Source organism: Kitasatospora sp. NPDC089913 (genome assembly GCF_044748625.1).
Lineage (GTDB): Bacteria > Actinomycetota > Actinomycetes > Streptomycetales > Streptomycetaceae > Kitasatospora.
Genome location: NZ_JBIVGI010000008.1, coordinates 269,802 through 291,882 on the forward strand (window position 1 = coordinate 269,802; position 22,081 = coordinate 291,882).

The 22,081-nt window shown below is 75.3% G+C and carries 16 protein-coding genes and 8 tRNA genes; 12 read left to right on the forward strand and 12 right to left on the reverse strand.

The window, feature by feature from the left end; all coding sequences use genetic code 11:
• Positions 1-21: 21 nt before the first annotated feature.
• Complete coding sequence (locus ACIPYS_RS15895; protein WP_053646753.1) at positions 22-576, reverse strand: DUF4365 domain-containing protein; 555 nt, start codon at positions 574-576, stop codon at positions 22-24.
• Between the two features lie 154 nt (positions 577-730).
• On the opposite strand from ACIPYS_RS15895, the gene ACIPYS_RS15900 reads away from it, so the two are divergent.
• Entirely contained in the window at positions 731-1,498 is a 768-nt protein-coding gene (locus ACIPYS_RS15900) for an exonuclease domain-containing protein (protein WP_093862817.1), read from the forward strand.
• A gap of 116 nt (positions 1,499-1,614) precedes the next feature.
• On the opposite strand, the gene ACIPYS_RS15905 is transcribed toward ACIPYS_RS15900, so the two are convergent.
• The 3 genes from ACIPYS_RS15905 to ACIPYS_RS15915 form a co-directional block, all read right to left on the reverse strand.
• Positions 1,615-1,686, reverse strand: a tRNA-Val gene (locus ACIPYS_RS15905).
• Positions 1,687-1,894: 208 nt separating this feature from the next.
• Positions 1,895-1,966 (reverse strand) — tRNA-Val (locus ACIPYS_RS15910).
• 122 nt (positions 1,967-2,088) lie between these two features.
• Positions 2,089-2,622 carry a TIGR02611 family protein gene (locus tag ACIPYS_RS15915; RefSeq protein WP_093862816.1) on the reverse strand — a complete coding sequence of 178 codons (534 nt, stop codon included), beginning with the start codon at positions 2,620-2,622 and terminating at the stop codon, positions 2,089-2,091.
• A 194-nt stretch (positions 2,623-2,816) separates the two neighbouring features.
• On the opposite strand from ACIPYS_RS15915, the gene ACIPYS_RS15920 reads away from it, so the two are divergent.
• Together ACIPYS_RS15920 and ACIPYS_RS15925 are read left to right on the forward strand one after the other, a co-directional pair.
• Positions 2,817-3,230 carry an SsgA family sporulation/cell division regulator gene (locus ACIPYS_RS15920; RefSeq protein WP_030056266.1) on the forward strand — a complete coding sequence of 138 codons (414 nt, stop codon included), beginning with the start codon at positions 2,817-2,819 and terminating at the stop codon, positions 3,228-3,230.
• Between the two features lie 563 nt (positions 3,231-3,793).
• A complete protein-coding gene (locus tag ACIPYS_RS15925) occupies positions 3,794-4,363 on the forward strand; it encodes a CGNR zinc finger domain-containing protein (protein WP_093862815.1) in 570 nt (189 codons plus the stop codon).
• A gap of 48 nt (positions 4,364-4,411) precedes the next feature.
• Here ACIPYS_RS15925 and ACIPYS_RS15930 read toward each other — a convergent pair whose 3' ends face one another.
• Positions 4,412-4,942: a hypothetical protein gene (locus tag ACIPYS_RS15930; protein ID WP_400746584.1), complete on the reverse strand. Its 531-nt coding sequence runs from the start codon at positions 4,940-4,942 to the stop codon at positions 4,412-4,414.
• Positions 4,943-5,154: 212 nt separating this feature from the next.
• On the opposite strand from ACIPYS_RS15930, the gene ACIPYS_RS15935 reads away from it, so the two are divergent.
• Positions 5,155-5,664 carry a DsbA family protein gene (locus tag ACIPYS_RS15935; protein ID WP_400746587.1) on the forward strand — a complete coding sequence of 170 codons (510 nt, stop codon included), beginning with the start codon at positions 5,155-5,157 and terminating at the stop codon, positions 5,662-5,664.
• 66 nt (positions 5,665-5,730) lie between these two features.
• Here the strand turns inward: ACIPYS_RS15935 and ACIPYS_RS15940 are convergent, their stop codons facing one another.
• From ACIPYS_RS15940 to ACIPYS_RS15950, 3 genes are all read right to left on the reverse strand, one after another.
• On the reverse strand, positions 5,731-6,573 hold the full coding sequence (locus ACIPYS_RS15940; RefSeq protein WP_400746590.1) for a GNAT family N-acetyltransferase: 843 nt from the start codon (positions 6,571-6,573) through the stop codon (positions 5,731-5,733).
• 115 nt (positions 6,574-6,688) lie between these two features.
• Positions 6,689-7,519: an aminotransferase class IV gene (locus ACIPYS_RS15945; RefSeq protein WP_093862811.1), complete on the reverse strand. Its 831-nt coding sequence runs from the start codon at positions 7,517-7,519 to the stop codon at positions 6,689-6,691.
• 74 nt (positions 7,520-7,593) lie between these two features.
• Complete coding sequence (locus tag ACIPYS_RS15950) at positions 7,594-8,655, reverse strand: chorismate-binding protein (protein WP_400746594.1); 1,062 nt, start codon at positions 8,653-8,655, stop codon at positions 7,594-7,596.
• Between the two features lie 301 nt (positions 8,656-8,956).
• Here ACIPYS_RS15950 and ACIPYS_RS15955 point away from each other — a divergent pair.
• From ACIPYS_RS15955 to ACIPYS_RS15980, 6 genes are all read left to right on the forward strand, one after another.
• A tRNA-Gly gene (locus tag ACIPYS_RS15955) sits at positions 8,957-9,029 on the forward strand.
• A gap of 40 nt (positions 9,030-9,069) precedes the next feature.
• Positions 9,070-9,143, forward strand: a tRNA-Cys gene (locus ACIPYS_RS15960).
• 33 nt (positions 9,144-9,176) lie between these two features.
• Positions 9,177-9,251, forward strand: a tRNA-Val gene (locus ACIPYS_RS15965).
• A 28-nt stretch (positions 9,252-9,279) separates the two neighbouring features.
• A tRNA-Val gene (locus tag ACIPYS_RS15970) sits at positions 9,280-9,351 on the forward strand.
• A 40-nt stretch (positions 9,352-9,391) separates the two neighbouring features.
• Positions 9,392-9,463 (forward strand) — tRNA-Val (locus ACIPYS_RS15975).
• Positions 9,464-9,504: 41 nt separating this feature from the next.
• Positions 9,505-9,576, forward strand: a tRNA-Val gene (locus tag ACIPYS_RS15980).
• A 254-nt stretch (positions 9,577-9,830) separates the two neighbouring features.
• On the opposite strand, the gene ACIPYS_RS15985 is transcribed toward ACIPYS_RS15980, so the two are convergent.
• Positions 9,831-10,031: a hypothetical protein gene (locus ACIPYS_RS15985; protein WP_093862809.1), complete on the reverse strand. Its 201-nt coding sequence runs from the start codon at positions 10,029-10,031 to the stop codon at positions 9,831-9,833.
• A gap of 438 nt (positions 10,032-10,469) precedes the next feature.
• Between ACIPYS_RS15985 and ACIPYS_RS15990 the strand changes: the two genes are divergently transcribed.
• Entirely contained in the window at positions 10,470-12,614 is a 2,145-nt protein-coding gene (locus ACIPYS_RS15990) for a serine/threonine-protein kinase (protein WP_400746597.1), read from the forward strand.
• A 136-nt stretch (positions 12,615-12,750) separates the two neighbouring features.
• Here ACIPYS_RS15990 and ACIPYS_RS15995 read toward each other — a convergent pair whose 3' ends face one another.
• Positions 12,751-13,560, reverse strand: coding sequence for a TrmH family RNA methyltransferase (locus ACIPYS_RS15995; protein WP_400746600.1), 810 nt, complete (start codon positions 13,558-13,560; stop codon positions 12,751-12,753).
• A 98-nt stretch (positions 13,561-13,658) separates the two neighbouring features.
• On the opposite strand from ACIPYS_RS15995, the gene ACIPYS_RS16000 reads away from it, so the two are divergent.
• A complete protein-coding gene (locus ACIPYS_RS16000) occupies positions 13,659-16,433 on the forward strand; it encodes a SpoIIE family protein phosphatase (RefSeq protein ID WP_400746602.1) in 2,775 nt (924 codons plus the stop codon).
• 300 nt (positions 16,434-16,733) lie between these two features.
• Here the strand turns inward: ACIPYS_RS16000 and cobA are convergent, their stop codons facing one another.
• Together cobA and cobT are read right to left on the reverse strand one after the other, a co-directional pair.
• Positions 16,734-17,978, reverse strand: coding sequence for a uroporphyrinogen-III C-methyltransferase (cobA, locus tag ACIPYS_RS16005; protein WP_093862805.1), 1,245 nt, complete (start codon positions 17,976-17,978; stop codon positions 16,734-16,736).
• Positions 17,979-18,078: 100 nt separating this feature from the next.
• The gene (gene cobT, locus ACIPYS_RS16010; protein WP_400746605.1) at positions 18,079-21,918 is read right to left on the reverse strand and encodes a nicotinate-nucleotide--dimethylbenzimidazole phosphoribosyltransferase; all 3,840 of its coding nucleotides are present in this window, start codon (positions 21,916-21,918) and stop codon (positions 18,079-18,081) included.
• Positions 21,919-22,081 lie beyond the last annotated feature (163 nt).

Sequence of the window (22,081 nt, forward strand, 5' to 3'; positions counted from 1 at the left end):
TCCCGGCCGGGGGCCGGGCCGTCACGGGCTGCCGCCCGCTCCGACCCTGGCCATGATGTCGCACAGGGCGCGGTCGTCGAAGACCTTCGCGGTGGGGACGCGGACGTTGGTGCGGCGCTGCCCGGTGACGGGGTGGCCGGCCAGGTTGACCCAGTAGCAGCAGTGCCGCAGCTCCAGCGCGTCGGGCCGGGCGGCGAGCCAGCGGTCCACCCGGCGGGGCAGCAGCATGACGACGAGGATCCGGGGCACCGCGACCCGGGGCCGGGCGAGCTTGCGCAGGTGGTCGTTGTCCAGGGTGAAGGAGAAGAAGGCGCCGCGCGGATCGGGCGCGATCTGCTGGGTGGCCTTCAGCTGGATCTTGACGGTGACCTCGTCGTCGACCTCGTGGCTGCGCGAGCCGTGGCTGACCTGCCAGTCGATGCCGTTGTCCGGGAACGGCTGCGAGAGCGAGCAGCCGGCCGCGGCGACGACCGCGTGCAGATAGCCGACCTGCAGGGTCTCCATGCAGGCCGTCACCGCCAGATCGCCCCGCAGGACGGCCGCCGCCTCCTCGGGCTGCGGCTGCGTCAGCGCCATGACCGTCCGTCCCTCCCCCGTCCCCCCGGGCCGGTCCGGATTCGAACGCGGCACCCGTGGGCAGGGTGCCCGGCCGGTGTCCCGCCAAACGGTTGAGCAGGCGTCAGGGGCGGGTATCAACGGGGCGGGAACACGCTGTTTTCGAGGGGCAGTCATGCAGCAGCACTGGTTCACCGGCCCGCTCGCCTCCTTCGACACCGAGACCACCGGCGTGGACGTCGAGTCCGATCGCATCGTCTCGGCCGCCCTGGTCGTCCAACCCGCCCCGGGCGCGGCCCCGGTGGCGACCACCTGGCTCGCCGATCCCGGCGTGCCGATACCCGACGGGGCCCGCGCGGTGCACGGGATAGACGACGCCAGGGTGCGGGCGTTCGGGCGCCCGGCCGGGGTGGTGGTGGCCGAGGTGGCCGCCGCACTGGCCGAACAGGCCCGCGCCGGGCGGCCGGTGGTGGTGATGAACGCGCCGTACGACCTGACGCTGCTGGACCGCGAGCTGCGCCGGCACCGGGGGACGTCGCTGGCCGAGGCGACCGGTCCGGCGGCGCTGCTGGTGCTGGACCCGCGGGTGCTGGACAAGCACGTGGACCGCTACCGCCGGGGCCGGCGGACGCTGACGGACCTCTGCGCGCACTACGGGGTCGAGCTGACCGGGGCGCACGAGGCGGCCGCGGACGCGACGGCGGCGCTGGAGCTGGTGCGGGCGGTCGGCGCCCGGTACCCGGGGGCGCTGGGCGGGCTGACGGTGGGCGAGCTGCACCTGCGGCAGGCGGTCTGGCACGCCGCGCAGGCCCGGGGACTGCAGGCCTGGTTCGACCGGTCGGGGGCGGACGAGCGGGTGGACCTGTCCTGGCCGATGCGCCCGGCCCGGTGCGGTTGCGGGCGGCGGCTGTCGCCGGAGCACGAGTGCGAGGTGGCCGCGTAGGGTGCGTCCGGCGGGTCCGCCCGGTGCCCGGTGCCGGTGGCCGCCCGGCACGACCCGACGCGCACGAACGCCGCAGGCCCCGACCGGAATCCGGTCGGGGCCTGCGTGCTGTCCGGTGGGCGATACTGGGATCGAACCAGTGACCCCTTCGGTGTGAACGAAGTGCTCTCCCGCTGAGCTAATCGCCCGGGCAACGAGAAGAACTGTAGCACCATTCGGGGGGTGCCGTACAACTCGTACGGGGAGTGCGGCCCGACGCTCCCACAGAACTCCCGCGCGGTGCGGAAGATGACTGCGCCTCAGGACATTCCCCGACACCGTTCACCGGATTGCGGGAAATACATGTGAGGCCCAGCCGATAATCGGCTGGGCCTCACATATCACAATGCATTCCGGTGGGCGATACTGGGATCGAACCAGTGACCCCTTCGGTGTGAACGAAGTGCTCTCCCGCTGAGCTAATCGCCCGGGTGCAGGGAAAACATTACCGCATCCCGGAGGGTGGTCCGAACGCGCTCCCCGGCGGCCCGGCCACCGCCCCCGGCGACACCCTCACCCGGACGGCCCCGCCCGGCGGGCGGGCGGACGGCTCAGTCCTCGTGGATCTTCCAGGGCATGACCAACCCGTACTTCCACAGGTACCAGCCGCCGAGCGCGGCGATGACCGCCACGCCGATCGCGGTGAGCGTCAGATTGCGCCGCCGGACCTTCGGGTCCAGGGCCTTCTGGGCCGCCTCGGCCACCTTGCGGCGGGTCCAGCGCAGGGCCAGCTGGGCCCAGACGAACTCGGTCGCCCAGATGCCCATGCCCAGGAAGATCACCACCCAGCCCGGGCCGGGCAGCGGCAGCATGATCACGCCCAGCACCACGACCGCCAGGCCGACCAGGAAGACCGCGACCTGCCAGCTCAGGTGCAGCGGGCGGGAGCGGCGGATGAAGTGCGGGGCCCGCGAGCCGAGCGGCCTGCCCCCGTCCGCGGCCGCCTCCGCCGGCCCCTCCGCGCCGGAGCCCCCGCCCCTGTCGTCCGCCCCCGTCGGCGCCCCCGTGTCGTCCGGCACGATCACATCCCCCGTTCCGGTGTTCCCGCCCGCGTCACCGCGTGCCTTGTCGCTTCGCACAGTCATGCCAGGAAACTAACCGAGAAGGGCTCCGGTAATCGCGTGGAGGCCGGTCTGTGGCGATTCCGCAATGCGCCGTAAGGGGTACGACTCGCGCCCGAATCGGGACAGAGGGGTTTACATCGGTCTTGGAGGTGGGATGGTCCGTTCGCCGACGTGCGATTCCCCGAGCGCACACTGAGCGAAAGGCCATGGCGCTTATGAACACCACGGTCAGCTGCGAGCTGCACCTGCGCCTCATCGTGTCCAGCGAGTCCTCACTGCCCGTCCCCGCGGGCCTGCGCTACGACACCGCCGACCCCTATGCCGTGCACGCCACGTTCCACACCGGCGCCGACGAGACCGTCGAGTGGGTGTTCGCCCGAGATCTCCTTGCGGAGGGGCTGCACCGACCCACCGGTACCGGCGACGTCAGGGTCTGGCCGTCGCGCAGTCACGGGCAAGGGGTGGTCTGCATCGCCCTGAGCTCTCCGGAAGGAGAAGCCCTGCTGGAAGCCCCGGCCCGGGCGCTTGAGTCTTTCCTCAAGCGGACGGACGCCGCCGTGCCACCCGGCACCGAACACCGTCACTTCGACCTCGACCGGGAGCTGTCCCACATCCTCGCCGAAAGCTGACCGACCGGAGGCGGTCACGCCCCGCTGTCGGCGGGGTCGTCACCCCTGCCGTCACCGCAGCCGTCCTACTCGGGGGCACGGCAGCAGACTCAGCCGCGCACGTCGCGGTCTCGGGGCCGGTGACGAAACGGTTCGCCCCGACCGGGGTGGGCCCGCAGCACCGCACGCGCCCGGCACCGGAGCCGGCCATCCCACGGGTGGCCGGCCTCGCTGTCGGGCGCGACCGTTTGCCCGGCGCTCCCGGGCCGGTCCCGGCGCTCCCCGGCCGCTCCCCCATCGCTCCGGCCGCCGGTGCCGCCGCCGATCGTCCCGTGCCGCCTCCGCCGCCCGCGCCGGCGCCCGCAGCCACAGCCGGGCCCCGGCCCGCGGACCCGATTGCCCGGGAGTCCGCCCCGGCGGGCACCGCCCGCCCCGGCCACCGGAGAAAACTCCGTACAGACCTACGGAATCCGTACGCGTCTTCGAAGCAAGCCACCGCCGGACCCCTCGCCGCCCCGGTAAGGTCTGGGAATGACCCGTAGTCGCGGGGTGCCCACGGCCCCCTCCGCACGAGGAGCCTCCACGTGCTGATCACCCATGACACCGAGTGCGCCCTGAGCATCCTCGTCGAGCTGCTCAACACCGCACCCGAGGTGTGCGGCACCGAGCTGCTGCCCGACACCGCGGCGCTCGACGCCTTCGTGGTCCGGCAGGAGATCAGCGAGATCGACTCCCTCACCGAGGACGACCTTCGCCAGGTGCACGAGCTGCGCTCCCGGCTGCGCGAGGTCTTCGGCACCGAGTCCACCGAAGAGGCCGCCGAGCAGGTGAACGCCCTGGTCGCGGCCGCCGGGACGACACCCCGGCTGACCAACCACGACCACCACGGGTGGCACATCCACTACTTCGCGCCGCACGCCGCCCTCGGTGACCACCTGGCCGCCGAGCTGGGCATGGCGCTGGCCTTCATCCTCACCGCGGGCGAGCGCGAGCGGCTGCGCCGCTGCGAGGCGCCGGACTGCGCGAGGGTCTTCGTGGACCTCTCGCGCAACCGCTCGCGCCGCTACTGCGACAGCCGGACCTGCGGGAACCGGCTGCACGTCGCCGCCTACCGGGCCCGCCAGCGCTCGGCGGAAGCGGTGCCCTCGGCCTGAGCGGCCGCGGGCCCGGGGCCCGGGCGGCGGCAGCGCGGCACGGGGCGCTCAGAGGCCGCGCCGGCGCAGGATCTCCTCGATGTCGGCGAACTCGTCCAGTCCGCTGTCGCCCTTGGCGGCCTTGCCGGGCTTGCCCGGCTTCCCGGCCCTGCCCTGCTCGGCCCGGGCGGCCTCCTCGGCACGCTTCGGGGCCGGCCCGGCGGCCGGGGTGCCGGCGGCGGGGGCCACGGCAGGCCTGGCCGGTGCGGGTCCGGCGGCCGCCGGACGCGACTCGCTCCCCCCGGCCACGGCCCCGCGACGGCCCGCCCAGCGGGTGGCGGCCAGCAGACCGGCCGAGACGCCCAGCAGCACGATGCCGGTCCACACCCGGGGATCGAACACGAGCTTGGTCGCCCAGTCGGCCAGTTCGTCGCCGATCGTCCGCGCCACCGGGAACAGACCGGTCAGATAGAGGCCCAGCGGCAGCAGCGCGACGGCGAACCAGCGGGTCGCGGACAGGAAGCGCCGGCGGTAGGCCCGCAGGCCCGCCACGGCCACCCCGGCCGCGGTGAGCGCGACACTGACCGCCGCCGTCAGCACGGCCGCCTCCGCTCGCCCGTCGCCGCCGCGCCGCGGGGCCCGGTCCGGCCCGCGGCACCGGGGGCCGTCCTGCTGGTCGGGGCCTTCGCGGCCGTCGCCGCCGCCCCGTCGGTCGGAGTCGTCATCCCGTCGGACCTCCCGTCGCTCCCGGTCTGGCCGGGCCCGGCCGCCGGCTGTCCTGGCGCGGGCCCCACAGGTGGAACACTGGAGGCATGATCGAAGGTTCCCTCCCCCGTCTCGAGTTCTGGTGCGAACTCCAGTGCACGGACTGCCGCACCGCCCTGGACGACGTCCGCGAGCTGCGCGCCCGCTACGGCGACGCGCTGCCGATCGAGCTGCGGCACTTCCCGCTGGAGAAGCACAAGCACGCCTACGCCGCCGCCGAGGCCGCCGAGGAGGCGTTCGCCCAGGGCCTGGGCTGGCCCTTCGTCGAGGCCCTGCTCGCCCGGGTCGAGGACCTCTCCGCGCGCGGCACCGAGGTGCTGCTCGAGGTCGCCCGCGAGGTCGGGGTCGACCCCGAGGAGGTGGACACCGCACTGGTGGACGGCCGCCACATGCTCACCGTCGACGCCGACCAGGCCGAGGGCCGGGCGATCGGTGTGAAGGGCACGCCGACCTATGTGATCGCCGGGCAGCGGTTCGACGGCAGCCAGAGCCAGGACGGCCTGCTGGAGCGCCTCGTCGCCGCCGTCGACGCCGCCGCGGCCCCCCGCAAGGCCTGACCCGCACCTCCTGACCCGCGCACCGCCCGCTTCGGGGCGGCCGACCCGCGCCGACGGCCCGGCGGCTCACAGCAGCTGCTTGCCGTAGACCCGGTTGGTGACCCGGTAGCCGAGCGAGTCGTACAGCCGGACCGCGACCTCGTTGCCGCTGAAGACGTTCAGCCCGAGGTCGCGGACCCCGGCCGCCAGGCACTCCCGCTCCGCGAGCCGCATCAGCGTCCGCCCGTGCCCGTACCCCCGGTGGGCGTCCGCCACCTCCACCACCATCACCCAGCCGAGCGGCGCGCCGTCCGGCAGCTCACGGACCCGCAGCGCCAGCCAGAGCGAGCCCAGCGGCTCCTCCCCCGCCCCGTGCAGCCGGCGCAGCGCCACCCCCGGCGTGCCGGCCCCCTGCGGCAGCAGCTTCAGATGGTCGGCCTCGGCCTTGGCGCGGGCCTGCTCCTCGCCCAGCCCGGAGGCCAGCAGATCACGCACGTAGCCCGCCTTCGCCCCGGCCAGCCAGGCCGGGAACGCGGCGTCGTCGATCGGGCGGGCGGCGACACCCGTCGGCAGCGCGGGCGGCCCGTCCAGCCGCTTGATCATGTTGCGCATCCGCTCGGTGTAACCGAGCGTCACCGCGAGCGAGCGGGCGATCCGCGCGGTCTCCGGGATGTCCGCGTCCACCCGGACGCAGCCCCAGCCCCGCAGCACCTCCTCGGCGGCCAGCGCGGCGATCGTCCCCCGGCCCCGGCCCCGGCCGCTGCGCACCTCCAACTCGGCTATCTCGCCCCAGAGTCGGCCGCCCCGGGGGACGGCCGTGGTGCGCAGCCCGCCGACCGGGCGGCCGTTGACGCAGATCTGCCAGCGTCTGGTCCGGCCGCCCGCGGCGGTGGGGGTCTCCTGGCTCTCGGGGCGCAGCGTGATGGTCATGTCCCGCTCCCTTCCCCGCCGTCCGGCTGTTCTACCGGGCGGGGCCGCTCGGGCGTGCCCGGCCGGATCCGGGCGCGCCCGTACCTCCGTGCGCGGATCCCCGCGGTCCGGGCCGTCAGGGGTCGAGGTCGTCGCCGCTGTGCCGGGCGAAGGCCGCCATGGCCCCGAGGGTGACCGGGCCGGGGCCGGGGAGCTCCCGGTCGTCGACCCGGGTGACGGCCTGGACGTCACGCAGGGAGGAGGTGAGGAAGACCTCCTCGGCCTCCTGGAGGGCGTCCAGCGGCAGGTCCGCCTCCTCGGCGCCGCACCAGTCGACGACGAGCTGCCGGGTGATGCCGGCCAGGCAGCCGGAGGCGAGCGGCGGGGTGAGCAGCCGGCCGTCGAGCACGACGAAGACGTTGGAGCCGGTGCCTTCGCAGAGCCGGCCGGCGGTGTTGGCGAGCAGCGCCTCGGAGGCGCCGACGCGGTGGGCGGCGGCGAGGGCGACGACGTTCTCGGCGTAGGAGGTGGTCTTGAGCCCGGCGACGGCGCTGTGCTCGTTGCGGCGCCAGGGGACGACCGCGACGGCGGTGGTGTCGGGCCGGCGGGCGGCGGTGCCGAGGGAGACCACCAGGGTGGGGGCGCCGTCGCCGCGTTCGGAGCCGAGCGGCGCCCTGCCGCCGGTGTAGGTGAGGCGGAGCCGGCCGAGGGGCATCGGGTTGGCGGCGAGGACGGCGGCGCAGGCCTTGCGGACCAGGTCGTGGTCGGGGTCGGGCAGTCCGAGGCCGCGGGCGGAGCGGGTGAGCCGGTCGAGGTGGCGGGTGATCGCGAACGGCCGGCCGTCGACGGCCTTCATGGTCTCGAACACGCCGTCACCGGTGGTGAGTCCGTGGTCGAGGACGGACAGGGCCGGGTCCGCGGAGTCGACGAGGGTGCCGTTGACCCAGCTGGTGGTCGGGTGCTGCATCGCGGGGGGCTCCTCGCGGGACGGGCACGGGCCGGCCGGGTCCGGGTGGCGGCCGGTCCGTGCCCGTGTCGGGTTCAGTCGGTGTCGGAGTACGTCTCGGCACCCGACGCTATCGCGACCAGGCGGGCCGCCTTGAGTTCGGTTTCCGCCCATTCCCGTTCGGGGTCGGAGTCCCAGGTGATGCCGGCGCCGGTGCCGAAGCGCAGTTCGGGTGCCGCCGGATCGGTCCGGTCGATCCAGAACGTACGGATGCCGACGGCGAGTTCGGCCTCGCCGCGGTCGGCGTCGACCCAGCCGACGGCGCCGCAGTAGGGGCCGCGCGGCGCGGTCTCCAGGGCCTCGATGATCCGCAGGGCGCTGGACTTGGGGGCACCGGTGACGGATCCGGGCGGGAAGGTGGCGGAGAACAGCGCGGGCCAGCCGGCGTCCTCGCGCAGGGTGCCCTCGACGGTGGAGACCAGGTGGACCAGGCCGGGGTGCTTCTCGACCGCGCACAGGTCGGGCACGGTGACGCTGCCGGTGGCGCAGACCCGGCCGAGGTCGTTGCGGACCAGGTCGACGATCATCACGTTCTCGGCGTGGTCCTTGTCGAGCAGGTCGTGCTCGGTGCGGCCGGTGCCCTTGATCGGGCCGGAGGCGACGGTGCGGCCGGTGCGGCGCAGATAGAGCTCGGGCGAGGCGGTGGCGATCTCCACGCCGTGACCGGGCAGGCGGATCGTTCCGGCGTAGGGGGCCGGGTTGCCGTGGGCGAGCAGGCCGGTGAGGGCGTCGATGTCGGAGCGGTCCGGGTCGGGCAGCGGAGCGGAGAGCACCCGGCAGAGGTTGGCCTGGTAGACCTCGCCGGCGGCGATGTGCTCGCGGATCCGGCGGACGCCCTCCGTGTAGGCGGCGCGGTCGAGCGAGCTGCGCCAGCTGCCGGCGGCCGGGCCGAGCCAGCCGGTGCCGGAGGGCACGGCCGGGGCCGGGCGGACGTCGTCGAAGCGGGCGCAGGTGAGCCGGCCCTCGAAGTCGTGGGCCACGGCCCACCAGCCGGTGGAGTCCAGCGCGGCCGGGTCCGAGGTGAGGTCGCGCAGTCCGGTGGCGACGCGGCCGCCGAAGCGGGCGAGGGGTTGCTGGGGGGCGGGGTGGCCGGACACGGTTCTCCTGCACAGGGCTTTGCGAGCTTGCGGTGCCTGAAGTGTAGGTCGAGGGGCGTGAGCAGAGTCGGGCGTCGCGCGGGCGTACGCCGGGTGACCTGCGGGTGTCACTCAGGGTGTTCCGTCGCCCGCGGTGGGTCCGTCCGGGGCGGTCGGCCCCGGGGCGGCCCGGGGGCGCCGGGCGGGGACCCCGGGGGCACGCTGCGGGAACGGATTTTTAGCTGGCCCGGGAATCCGCTAGAGTTCAACACGTCGCCAGGGAGCGCAGCCGGGAAAACCGGTGAAGATCCCCGGGAGACAGGCGGACGTGGCTCAGTTGGTAGAGCATCACCTTGCCAAGGTGAGGGTCGCGAGTTCGAATCTCGTCGTCCGCTCGACGAAGGACAGTGTAAGATCGTCCTTCGAGTGTTGCCTGGTGGAGTGGCCGAGAGGCGAGGCAACGGCCTGCAAAGCCGTGTACACGGGTTCAAATCCCGTCTCCACCTCCAAGAGGAACGCCCGGCTTGCCGGGTGTCCTCCCCGCGCGATTAGCTCAGCGGGAGAGCACTACCTTGACACGGTAGGGGTCACTGGTTCAATCCCAGTATCGCGCACCACGCCCGGTTCCACCGAGGCATCAGCCCCGCGCGATTAGCTCAGCGGGAGAGCACCACCTTGACACGGTGGGGGTCACTGGTTCAATCCCAGTATCGCGCACGTCGGATCCTCCGGGATCTGCTGCGGAAGTACCGCACCAGCGCGATTAGCTCAGCGGGAGAGCACTACCTTGACACGGTAGGGGTCACTGGTTCAATCCCAGTATCGCGCACGTCGGGCCCTTCGGGGCCTGCTGCACAAACGCCTTACCAGGCGCGATTAGCTCAGCGGGAGAGCACTACCTTGACACGGTAGGGGTCACTGGTTCAATCCCAGTATCGCGCACAGTGACGGCCGGGCCGCGACTCGAACGAGTCGCGGCCCGGCCGTTTTCGGCGTTCGGCGCCGGAAGGCCTTGCGGTCTGCGCGACGGGAAGAGCCGCGTACGGTCGCCCTCACCGACGTCCGTACGCGGCATCTCCGCCTGCCGGGGCGCTCTGCGCGCCGCACTCGCCCGTCCGCGAGTTGTCGCGGCGGCGGCCTCCCCGGCGGCACCGGCTCCCCGTCCCCAGGGGATCAGTGCCAGCTTGTGGTGCGCGTCAGTGGCCGATCAACTCGGCCACCGCCTGCGCCTGGTTCGCCATCTGCTCCCAGCCTCCGAACAGGACGGCCAGCAGCACCGCACAGGGCAGTGCCATGGCCACCGCCACCGCCGGGTGCCTGGTGGGCTCCGCGGCCTGCGGCTGAGTGAAGGCCGGCCGACGGCGGCGGGAGGTGGATCCCGTGTGCTGCGCTGCCATGCCCTGACTCCTGATTCGTGAGCTCGGCCGGTGGTGGACGGCGGAACGGTGGTGCACGAGGACGCGGTGGACGGCTTACCTCGGGGGACGAGCTCCCCGTCCACCGCTGAGAACAACGGTATGGCGCGGAGGGGTTGGCGGACGTCATGCCGTCGTACTGTTCTCCGGGCCTCCCGGAGGATGACGACCGGACCTGAGGCCTACTACCGCAGGCGGAGACGTCCGCCGCGGCTCCCCCGGGGGAACCCTGAGAGGGGACCCCGAGAAACGATTCGGCACCGCCCCGCCGATTGTCAGTCCAAGATCCGACAATCGGACGGTGGCTTCAGGTGTTGCGTATCAGCACACCGCAGCGGGCAGTCCGTAAGCTGTGCCGGACAGCAACTGACGACGCCCCACTCGACGGGGCCTCACCGACAGTCTGACGGGGAAACGGGAATGACGATGATGCGGCTGAGGCGTGAGGACCCCCGCATCGTCGGGCCGTACCGGCTGCACCGGCGGCTCGGGGCCGGCGGCATGGGCGTGGTCTACCTCGGCTCCGACCGCCGGGGGCAGCGGGTCGCACTCAAACTGATCCGGGCGGAACTCGCCGAGGACGTCGAGTTCCGCACCCGCTTCGCCCGCGAGATCGCCGCCGCGTCCAGGATCAGGGGCGGCTGCACCGCCCGCGTCATGGGCTCCGACATCGAGGCCGACCGGCCCTGGCTGGCCACCGCGTACGTCCCCGGGCCCTCTCTGTACAAGCGGGTCGGCGACGAAGGTCCGCTGGGCTGGCCCGAGGTCGCCCGGATCGGGGCGGCGCTGGCCGACGGGCTGGTCAAGGTGCACGAGGCGGGCGTCGTCCACCGGGACCTCAAGCCCTCCAACATCCTGCTGTCGCCGCGCGGGCCGCGGATCATCGACTTCGGCATCGCCTGGTCGCGCGGGGCCAGCACGCTCACCCACGTCGGCACCGCCGTCGGCTCCCCCGGCTTCCTCGCCCCCGAGCAGGTCCGGGGGGTCGCCGTCACACCCGCGACCGACGTCTTCGCCTTCGGCGCGACGCTCGCCTACGCGCTCACCGGCGACACCCCGTTCGGGTCCGGGGCCTCCTCCGAGGTCATGCTCTACCGCGTCGTGCACGAGGAGCCGGACCTCACGGCGGTGCCGCCGCAGCTGGCGCCGCTGATCCGGGCCTGCCTGGCCAAGGAACCCGCCGAACGGCCCGGCGCGGCCGCACTGCACGAACGGCTGAGCGAACTCGCCGTACGGGGTGCGGGGGCGGCCGGGTCTGGCGGACCGTTCGGCCGGGGCCGCGCGGCCGGGGCGCGGGGCGACGCGCCCGTCCGGGACGACCCGGACGGGCGGGCCGGGGCCGCGCCCGGAGCGGCGGCCGCGCCCGCCGAGGGACGGCACGGGCCCGGCGCCGCGGACCGGCCCGCCGCAGCACGCCAGCCCCAGGCAGCCCCGGCGGGACCACCGGCCGGCGCACCGCGCGGCGTCCCGGCCCCCGGTCGGGCACCCGACCCGGCGGCGGCCCGGGCCCGGGCCGGTGGCATCGGCCGGACCGGTGGGGCGCCCGGCGGTGCGGTGCGGCGGGCCCCCGGCCCCGGACAGGACAGCAGCCAGGCCGTCACGGCCCCGCTCCCCCGGCCCGAGTCGGTCCAGGCGACCCGGCCGATGCGCGAACGGCAGGCCACGCCGCCGCCCGGACGCGCACGGGCCCAGGGGCCCGGCCGGCCCCGCGACCGGCAGCACACCCCGGTGCCGGGCGGGCGGCCGGGCACGGCCCGGCGGCGACTGCTGCGGCAGCGGCTGGTGGTGTTCGTGACGGTGACCGTCGGAGTGGCGCTGGCCATCGCGGCCGCCCAGGGGTGCGAGAACCGCGACAACCAGGGGCTGCGGCCGTCCGTGAGCTCGTCCGTCACGCAGGACACGACGAGTGCCCCCGGGCCCGCTGCCGGGGCGGCGGGGGCGGCCGGCGCGGGGGAACAGGCGAACGGCGCGACGCCCCCGGCCGCAGCGGGGCTCTCGGCGGACGGCATCGCGCCGTCGACCGGCCCGCTGGCGGCCGCGGCCCACGGCGCCCCGGCGGCCGGGGACGCCGCGCTGGCACCCGCCCAGGGCGCCGGACCGGCGGTCGACTGGCCGAACCGCTCCTACACCGACCCGGCGGGCGGATCCGCGATCGCCCTGCGGGACGGCCGCTCGGCGGGCCCGGGACCGCAGGTCGTGCTCAGCGCCGTACTCCCGGCGCGCTACAAGGGCGGGCCGGCCGCGCTGGTCGTCCTGCGGCGCTCGGAGGGGTCGGTGCCGGTCGACCTGGTGCAGCTCTTCTCGTTCAGCGGCGACACCCCGGTGGCCCTGACCTCGCGCTCCTCGGCGGCGGATCCGCAGGCCGCCGCGACCTGGCGGCTGGACAACGGCGCGCTGGTCCGCGAGGAGCGGGTCGCCCGGACGGGCGCCGTCACCTCCACCCGGTACACGCTGCGGGCGGACGGCACCCTGGACGAGTCCTGGCCCGGCTCGGCCACCACCACCCCGGCGGTCACCCCGCCCCCGGCCGCCGCCCCGGCACCGCCCACGGCCCCGACGGGCTGACGCACGCGCCCTCGGCGTCCGGCCCCGGTGGGCGGCGCAGCGGCAGCGACCGGCACGGGAAGTCGGAGCGGCCGACTTCCCGCGCGGCCGGACCGGCCGACCTTCCGCCGGTCGAGGGCGTGGTCAGCGGGCGTGGTCAGCGGGCGGCGGTGACGGCGTAGAAGGCCACGGCCGCGGCGGCGCCGACGTTCAGGGAGTCGATGCCGTGGGCCATCGGGATGCGGACCGCGTGGTCGGCTGCGGACAGGGCCTGGCGGGTGAGGCCGTCACCCTCGGCCCCGAGCATCAGGGCCGTCCTCGCCCGGCCCTCGTGGACCAGCGAGGCCAGGTCCACGGCCGTCTCGGCCGGCGTCAGCGCGAGCAGCTCGAAGCCGGCGGCGCGCACCGTCTCCAGGGCGGCCGGCCAGGGCTCCAGCCGCGCGTACGGGACGGCGAAGACCGCACCCATCGACACCTTGACCGCGCGGCGGTACAGCGGGTCGGCGCAGTCCGGCGACAGCAGCACCGCGTCCATGCCGAGGGCCGCCGCACTGCGGAAGATCGCGCCGAGATTGGTGTGGTCGACCAGACCCTCCAGCACCGCCACCCGGCGGGCGCCCGCCAGCAGGTCCGCGGCGTCCGGCAGCGGCCGCCGTTCCATCGAGGCGAGCGCGCCGCGGTGGACGTGGTAACCGGTGACCGCCTCGGCCAGATCGGGTTCGACGACGTGCACCGGGGCGTCGGCCTCGGCGATGACGTCCGCCATCACCTCCAGCCACTTGGGGGTCAGCAGCATCGACCGCATCCGGTAGCCGGCCGCGAGGGCGCGGCGGACGACCTTCTCGCCCTCCGCGATGAACAGGCCCTCGGCGGGTTCGCGGCGGCGGCGGAGTTCGACGTCGGTCAGGCCGGTGTAGTCGGCGAGACGGGGGTCGGCGGGGTCGGTGATGGCGCTGGGTTCGGACACCCTGTGATCCTGCCAAGTCGGGCCGGGGAAGGCCAACCGGCCCAACGCTCGTCGCGGGTGCCCTTGGCCCGTCGGCTCGCGGAGTGCAAATATGACGTATGGCCCGTTTTTCGGGCCGATCCTGGGCTCCGTCGGACCCCGGTGCGACCGGTTCCGCTTCCGGCTCCCGATCCACCGGCACCGCCGCCGGCTCCCCCGGTGGGCGCCCACACGGTCGGCACCAGCACGCTCGCACGGCCCGGCCCAAGCCGGTCCGGGTGCGCTCGGTGGCCGGGCAGGTCTTCGCGTTGCAGGTCGTGGTGGTGCTGTTGCTCGTGGTGGCCGCCGTGGTCGCCCTGGTGGTGCAGTCCCGCAACGACGCCAAGCAGGAGGCCACCACCCGGTCCGTCGCGGTCGCCCAGACCTACGCCAACTCGCCGGGCATCGTCGAGGCGCTGCGCTCCCCCGACCCGAGCGCGATCCTCCAGCCCTCGGCCCAGGCCGCGCGCATCAACGCGGGCGTGGACTTCATCGTCGTGCTCAACAACGAGGGCATCCGCTACACCCACCCGAACCCGGACCGGATCGGCCACAAGTTCGTCGGCGACTACCGGCCCGCGCTGTCCGGGCAGGTCGTGACCGAGGAGGTCACCGGCACGATCGGGCCGCTGGTGCAGGCGATCGTGCCGGTGCGGGCGCCGGACGGGCAGATCGTCGGGATGGTGTCGGCGGGCATCACGATCGCCAATGTGAGCAGCGCCAGCGAGCGGCAGCTGCCGGTGGTGCTGGGTGCGGCGGCGGCCGCGCTCGGACTGGCGACCGGCGGGACGGCGCTGATCAGCCGGCGGCTGAAGCGGCAGACCCACGGGCTCGGGCCGACCGAGATGACCCGCATGTACGAGCACCACGCGGCGGTGCTGCACGCGGTGCGCGAGGGCGTGCTGATCCTCGGCGGAGACGGGCGGCTGCTGCTCTGCAACGACGAGGCCCGGCGGCTGCTCAACCTGCCGCCCGACGCCGAGGGGCGTCCGCTCGCCGAGCTGGGCCTGGAGCCGGCGCCGCTGGAGCTGCTGGCGGCCGGGCGGGCGGTCACCGACGAGGTGGTGATGGCCGGCGAGCGGCTGCTCGCGGTGAACGTGCGGCCCACGGACCGGGACGGCGGGCCGCCCGGTTCGGTGGCCACGCTGCGGGACTCCACCGAGCTGCAGGCGCTGACCGGGCGGGCCGAGGTGGCGCAGCGGCGGCTGCGGCTGCTGTACGACGCCGGGGTCACGGTGGGCAGCACCCTGGACGTGACCCGGACGGCGGAGGAGCTGGCCCAGGTGACGGTGGGCCGGTTCGCGGACATCGTCACCGTCGACCTCGCCGAGCAGGTGCTGGAGGGCGACGAGCCGCCGACGGGTCCGGCGCCGCTGCGGATGCGGCGGGCGGCGCTGTCGGCCGCGCGGGACGACCCGCCGTTCTACCCGGTGGGCACGGTGGTGGAGGTCGTGCCGTCGACGCCGCTCGCGGGCGCGCTGAGCAGTGGAGTGCCCGCCGTGGAGCCGCGGCTGGCGGAGGCGCGGGCGTGGCGGGAGCAGGACCCCGAGGGCGCGGAACGGGTGCTCGCCCACGGCGTGCACTCGCTGCTGCGGGTGCCGTTGCGGGCGCGCGGTGTGCTGCTCGGGGTGGCACGGTTCTGGCGGTCGGAGCGGGAGGAGCCGTTCGAGGAGGAGGACCTCGCACTGGCGGAGGAGCTGGTCTCGCACGCCGCCGTCTGCATCGACAACGCGCGCCGGTACACCCGGGAGCACGCGATGGCGGTCACCCTGCAGCACAGTCTGCTGCCGCGCAGCCTGCCCGCGCAGAACGCGCTGGAGGTGGCGCACCGGTACCTGCCGGCGCAGGCGGGGGTGGGCGGCGACTGGTTCGACGTGATCCCGCTGCCGGGCGCGCGGGTGGCGATGGTGGTCGGGGACGTGGTCGGGCACGGGCTGCACGCCGCCGCGACGATGGGGCGGCTGCGGACGGCGATCCACAACTTCTCGACGCTGGACCTGCCGCCGGACGAACTGCTGGGGCACCTGGACGAGCTGGTGAACCGGATCGACCAGGAGGAGTCGGCGACCGGCGGGGCGTCGGCGGCCGTCACGGGCGCGACCTGTCTGTATCTGATCTACGACCCGGTGTCGCGGCGCTGCACGCTGGCCAGTGCCGGGCATCCGCCGCCGGCGCTGGTGCGGCCGGACGGGACGGTGGTGTACCCGGAGCTGCCGACCGGGCCGCCGCTGGGGCTCGCGGTGCTGCCGTTCGAGACGGTGGAGCTGGAGGTCGAGGAGGGCAGCCGGCTGGTGCTGTACACGGACGGGCTGGTCGAGGACCGTCAGCGGGACATCGACGAGGGGCTCGAACTGCTGCGGACGGCGCTGAGCAGAGCGGCGCGCACCCCGGAGCAGACCTGTGCGGACGTGCTGGGGGCGCTGCTGCCGGCGCATCCGCAGGACGACATCGCGCTGCTGGTGGCGCGGACCAGGGTGCTGCCGGCGGACCGGGTGGCGCAGTGGGAGGTGCCGGCGGACCCGGCGGCGGTGTCCGGGGTGCGGGCGGCGGTGGCGGAGCGGCTGGAGCAGTGGGGGCTGGACGAGGCGGCGTTCGTCACCGAGCTGATCCTGAGCGAGCTGGTGACCAATGCGATCCGGTACGGCACCGGGCCGATCCGGGTACGGCTGCTCCTCGACCGGTCGCTGATCTGCGAGGTGTCGGACGGGAGCAGTACGTCGCCGCACCTGCGGTACGCGGCCACCACCGACGAGGGCGGGCGCGGGCTCTTCCTGGTCGCGCAGTTCGCCGACCGGTGGGGGACGCGGTACACCGCCACCGGGAAGGTGATCTGGACGGAGCAGCCGTTGGAGTGAGGTGGGGGGAGGGGTGGCGCGGGGCGGGGTGAGGTGGGGCGGCCTGTGGCGGTCTGTGGCCCCGCACTTTGCAAAGTGTGACTTTGCAAAGTGCGGGAAACGGCCACCACTACGGCGCTGACCTGCTGTTATGTCCTCCGCACTTTGCAAACAGCTCCTGTTTGCAAAGTGCGGAGGGGAAGAGGACGGGGCGCCAGGGCCAGGGTCGGCCGGGGCCGCCGGAGTGCCGGCACGGGGGCCGGGCCGGACCGGGGCCCTCGGCACGGGGGCCGGGCCGGGGCCAGGTGCCGGCCCCGGCCCTCAGGCCTCCGGGGTGGCGAGGACGTTGACGACGTCGCCGACGACGATGACGGCCGGGGGCTTGATCCGCTCGGCCTCGACGGTGGCGGCGACCGTCGCCAGGGTGGCGTCGACCCGGCGCTGGGCGGCGGTGGTGCCCTCCTGGACGACGGCGACCGGGGTGTCTGCCGCCCGCCCGTCCCGGATCAGCCGAGCAGCAATGGCGCCGATCTTGTCGACGGCCATCAGCAGCACCAGGGTGCCGGTCATCCCGGCGAGCGCCTCCCAGTTGGTCAGCGAACGCTCGTCGTCCGGCCCCACGTGGCCCGAGACCACGGTGAACTCGTGGGTCATCCCCCGATGGGTGACCGGCACCCCGACGGCCGCCGGCACGCTGATGGAGCTGGAGATGCCCGGCACCACCGTGACCGGCAGCCCGGCCTCCACGCACGCCAGCAGCTCCTCGCCGCCGCGGCCGAACACGTACGGGTCGCCGCCCTTGAGCCGCACCACGAACTTTCCGGCCCTGGCGTGCTCCACCAGCGTCCGGTTGATCGCCTCCTGCGCCATGAAGCGCCCGTACGGAATCTTCGACGCGTCGATGACCTCGACGTGCTCCGGCAGCTCGGCGAGCAGCTCGCGCGGCGCCAGCCGGTCGGCCACCACCACGTCCGCGTCGGCGAGCAGCCGGCGGCCGCGCACCGTGATGAGGTCCGGGTCGCCCGGGCCGCCGCCGACCAGTGCCACCCCCGCCCCCCGGGCCCGGTACTGGCGGGCGGCGAGCGAACCGTCCCGCAGCCCCTGGACGATCGAGTCGCGCAACGCGGCCGAGTGGCGCGGGTCCCCGGTGAGGACGGCCACGGTGGCCCCGGCGTCGCGACCGCTGGCCGGCGTCCACGCGGTGGCGGCGGAGGCGTCGTCGCTGCGGGCGCAGAACACCCGCTCGCGCTCCGCCTCGGCGCTGACGGCGACGTTCACCGCGGGGTCGTCGGTGGCGACCAGCGCGTACCAGGTGTCGGCGAGATCGCCCTCCTGGTAGCGGCGCTCGTGCCAGGTCAGCTCACCGGCGTCGGCCATCGCCTGCACGGCCGGGGTGGTGACCGGCGATATGAGGTGTACGTCGGCGCCGGTCGCGAGCAGCGCGGGCAGCCGCCGCTGGGCGACGTGGCCGCCGCCGACCACCACGACACGGCGGCCGGCCAGCAGCAGGCCGACCGGGTAGGGGGTACGGCCCTCGGTGCTGGGGTGCGGGGTGGGCGCGGTCATCGGCGGTGCTCCTGGATCGGGTGAGGGTGTGCTGGGACACGGCGCCGCTCCGCACACCGGCGCGCCCTCGGGCCGGTGCACGGAGCGGTTCGGACGGACGTCAGGCCTTCTCGGTGACCCCGGCGGAGTCGAAGGTGGCTACATCGTGCATCGCGCGGGCCGCACTCTGCACCAGCGGCAGGGCCAGCAGGGCGCCGGTGCCCTCGCCGAGCCGCAGATCGAGGTCGATCAGCGGACGCAGTCCCAGCTTGGCCAGGGCGGCCTGGTGGCCGGGCTCGGCCGAGCGGTGGCCGGCGATGCAGGCGGCGAGCACCTCGGGCGCGATCGCCTTGGCGACGAGCGCGGCCGAACCGGCGATCACGCCGTCCAGGATCACCGGGGTGCGCAGGCTGGCCGCGCCGAGCAGGAAGCCGGCGAGGGCGGCGTGCTCCAGGCCGCCGACCGCGGCGAGTACGCCGATCGGGTCGGCCGGGTCGGGCTGGTGCAGGGCCAGCGCGGCGCGGACGACCTCGATCTTGCGGGCGTGGGTCGCGTCGTCGATGCCGGTGCCGCGGCCGGTCACCTCGGCCGGGTCGATCCCGGTGAAGACCGAGATCAGGGCGGCGGAGGCGGTGGTGTTGGCGATGCCCATGTCGCCGGTGATCAGGGCCTTGTTGCCGGCCGCGACGAGGTCGCGGGCGGTCTCGATGCCGACCTCGAGGGCCTTGAGGGCCTCCTCGCGGGTCATCGCCGGGCCCTGGGTCATGTCGTCGGTGCCGGGCTTGACCTTGCGCGGCAGCAGGCCGGTGGTGCGGCCCTGCTGGATCGCGTCCGGCAGCTCGGCGGCCACGCCGACGTCGACGACGCAGACCTCGGTGCCGATCTGCTTGGCGAAGGCGTTGACCACCGCTCCCCCGGCCAGGAAGTTGCCCACCATCTGGGCGGTGACCTCCTGCGGCCAGGGGGTGACGCCCTGGGCGTGCACGCCGTGGTCGGCGGCGAAGACCGCGACGCAGGCGGGCTCCGGGATCGGCGGCGGGCACTTCCGGGACAGGCCGCTGAGCTGGGCGGAGATGATCTCCAGCATGCCGAGCGAGCCGGCCGGCTTGGTCATCCGCTTCTGCCGGTCCCAGGCCTCGCCGAGCGCCTTGGCGTCCAGCGGGCGGATGCCGCGCAGGGTCTCGGAGAGCACGCTGTGCGGCTCCTCGCCGGGCAGGGCGCGGTTGCCGTACTGCTCCTCGTGGACGACCCAGGACAGCGGGCGCTTCTTGGCCCAGCCCTGCTGCTGGAGTTCGGGCTCGTCCGGGAAGGCGTCGACGAAGCCGACGCACAGGTAGGCGACGACCTCCAGGTGCTCGGGCAGGCCGAGTTCGCGGACCAGCTCCTCCTCGTCGAAGAAGCTCACCCAGCCGACGCCGAGGCCCTCGGCGCGGGCGGCCAGCCAGAGGTTCTCGACCGCGAGGGCGGCCGAGTAGGGGGCCATCTGCGGCTGGGTGTGCCGGCCCAGGGTGTGCCGGCCGCCGCGGGTGCGGTCGGCGGTGACGACGATGTTGACGGGCGTCTCGAGGATCGCCTCGATCTTGATTTCCTTGAACTGCTTCGCGCGGCCCTTGGGGAGCGTGTCGGCGAAGGTCTCGCGCTGGCGCTCGGCCAGTTCGTGCATCCTGCGGCGGGTCTTGGCGGACCGGATGACCACGAAGTCCCAGGGCTGCGAGTAACCGACGCTGGGGGCGGTGTGGGCGGCCTCCAGGACGCGGATCAGCACCTCGTGCGGGATCGGGTCGGGGCGGAAGCCGTTGCGGATGTCGCGGCGCTCGCGGATGACCTGGTGGACGGCCTCGCGGCCGACCTCGTCGTAGCCGGGCGCGGCGGGGCCGCGCGGCTCCTCGGGCTCGGCGGGCTCCTCGGGCTCCGCGGGCTCCCCGGTGCCGGTGGACTCCTCGGTGCCGGCGGGCTGCGTGGCCGCGGCGGTCGGCTCGGCGTCGACGGGTGCCTCGGCGACGGGTGCGCCGGCGGTGGGGACCTCGACCGCTTCGGCGGGGTCGGCCGGGGCCTCGGCGGCCTCGGCCGTGTCGGCGGGCCCGGTGCCCTCGGCCGGAGCGGTGCCCTCGGCCGGAGCGGCGGGCTCGGCGACGGCGGTCGGCCCGGCCGGGGTGCCGTCCTCGGCGTGCGGGGCCGGGGCGGCCCCGGCTGCCTCGGCTGCGTCGGTGGCGGGCAGTTCGGCGGTCACGGCGTCCGTCGGAACGACGTGCTGCTCGACCTCGGGCTGCTCCCCGGCGGGGGCCTCGGCCGACTCGGCGGAGGCGGCGGAGGCGGCGGACACCGGCTCGGCCGGAACCTCCGCCGGGGCGGCGACGGGCTGGCCGGAGGGCATCTCACCGGTACCCGCGGCGGTCTCGGCGGACACCTCCGGGGCCTGGACCCCGGCGTCGGCGGCGGCCTCGGCGGCGGTCGGGTCGGGCACGGCCACCGGCTCGACGGGCGCCCCGCCCTCGGGCCCGGCGGCCTCCGCCGCAGGCTCGGGCTGCTCGGCCGGGGTCGGCTCGACGGCGACGGGCGCGGCGGGCTCGACGGCCTCGGGCCCGGTCTGCGCGATGGGCTCGGCCGACTCGGCCGGGTCGGCGACGGGCGCTATGGGGGCGGACTGCTGAGCCTCCGTCCCGACGGCGGCCGGGGCGGAGTGCTCGACCAGCGGTTCTGCGACGGGCTCGGCGACCGGCTCGACCTGCGGGAGGCCGTGCGGGGTCGGCGCGGCGAGGAAGGCGGAGATGCGGCGCGGCTGACCGCCTCCGGTCTGCGCATCGGCGGCGGCCTCGGCCTCGGCGGCGGGAACCTCCGCCACGGGAACCTCGGCGGCGGGACCCTCGACCGGGGCCCCGGCAGCGACGGCGACCGGTTCGACGGCCGGTTCGACGGTGGCCGGCTCGACGTTCCCGGGTGCCTCGGCGATGTCGGCGGCGGCCTCGACGGGCGCCTCGACGACCGCCTCGGCCACGACCGGCGCCTCGACGGGAACGACGGCGGGCGGCACGACGGAAGGCTGCGGGACGGCGGCCTCGACCGGCTGCGGCACGGGCTCGGGCTGGACGGCGACGGGCACGGCCGCCGGCTCGGGCTGGACCGCGGCCGGCACCACCGGGATGCCGTGCGCGGGCGTGCTGCCGGTCGACGGGCCCCGGTCGGCCAGCGAGCGGACCGGGACCTGGCCGGTCATCAGGGACGGGTCCGGGATCGGCGGCCCGGCGTGCAGCGGCCGGCGCGGCGACTGAACGGCCGTCACCGGCTCGGACCCCTGCTGCTGGGCCGGCACGGACTGGGCACCGGGCACGGTCTGGACGCCGGGGGCGGCCTGCGGCGCGAAGCCGTGGGGGGCACCGGCCGGGTCGGCGGCGAGCACGGGCGGCTCCAGCGGCGGCCAGGACGGCTCGACGGGGGTGCCGGGCGGGGTCTGCTGGTCGGCGGCCGGGTCGGCGACGGGCGCCGTCGGCTCGCCCCAGGAGCCCTGCGGACCGGGCATCAGCAGGACGTCGTCCTCGTCGTCGAGGCCGTCCGGCTGGTCGACGAAGTGGAAGGTGGGTCGCGGGGCGGCGGCCCAGGCGTCACCCGCGGCGCCGGGCGCGCCGGCTGCGGGCACGGCGAATCCGGGCGCGCCGAGCGGGGCACCGGGAGCACCCGGAGCCGGGACGCCCTGCACGGGCACGGGCTGCACGGGCACGGCCTGCGCCGGCACACCGTGGACCGGCACGCCGTGCGCGGGTACGCCCTGCGGCGGGAGGACGGCGGCGCCGGGCGGGACCGCACCGGGAACGCCGGCCCCGGGCACCCCGGGGAGGGTGCCGTCCAGCGCGACGCCGTGCGCGGGTGCGACAGCCGCGACGCCCTCCGGGCCGCCGAGCCGGTCGGGCCCGGCGAGCAGGTGCTCCGGCAGTCCCTCGTTCGGGACGTGGCCGCCATCGGTCATGTCAAAGCTCCTTCCAGGCCGCTGCCGCGCCCTCGGCGACACGATCACCGACCGCAGCGCCCATCCGCACGGGCCGGGCCTGCACCGGCCCGCCCCTCAATCACACACGGCCGCCGCGCCGAGGCGCTGCGGCCGAAATCCTTCCGGCGCGCTGCGGCACCCC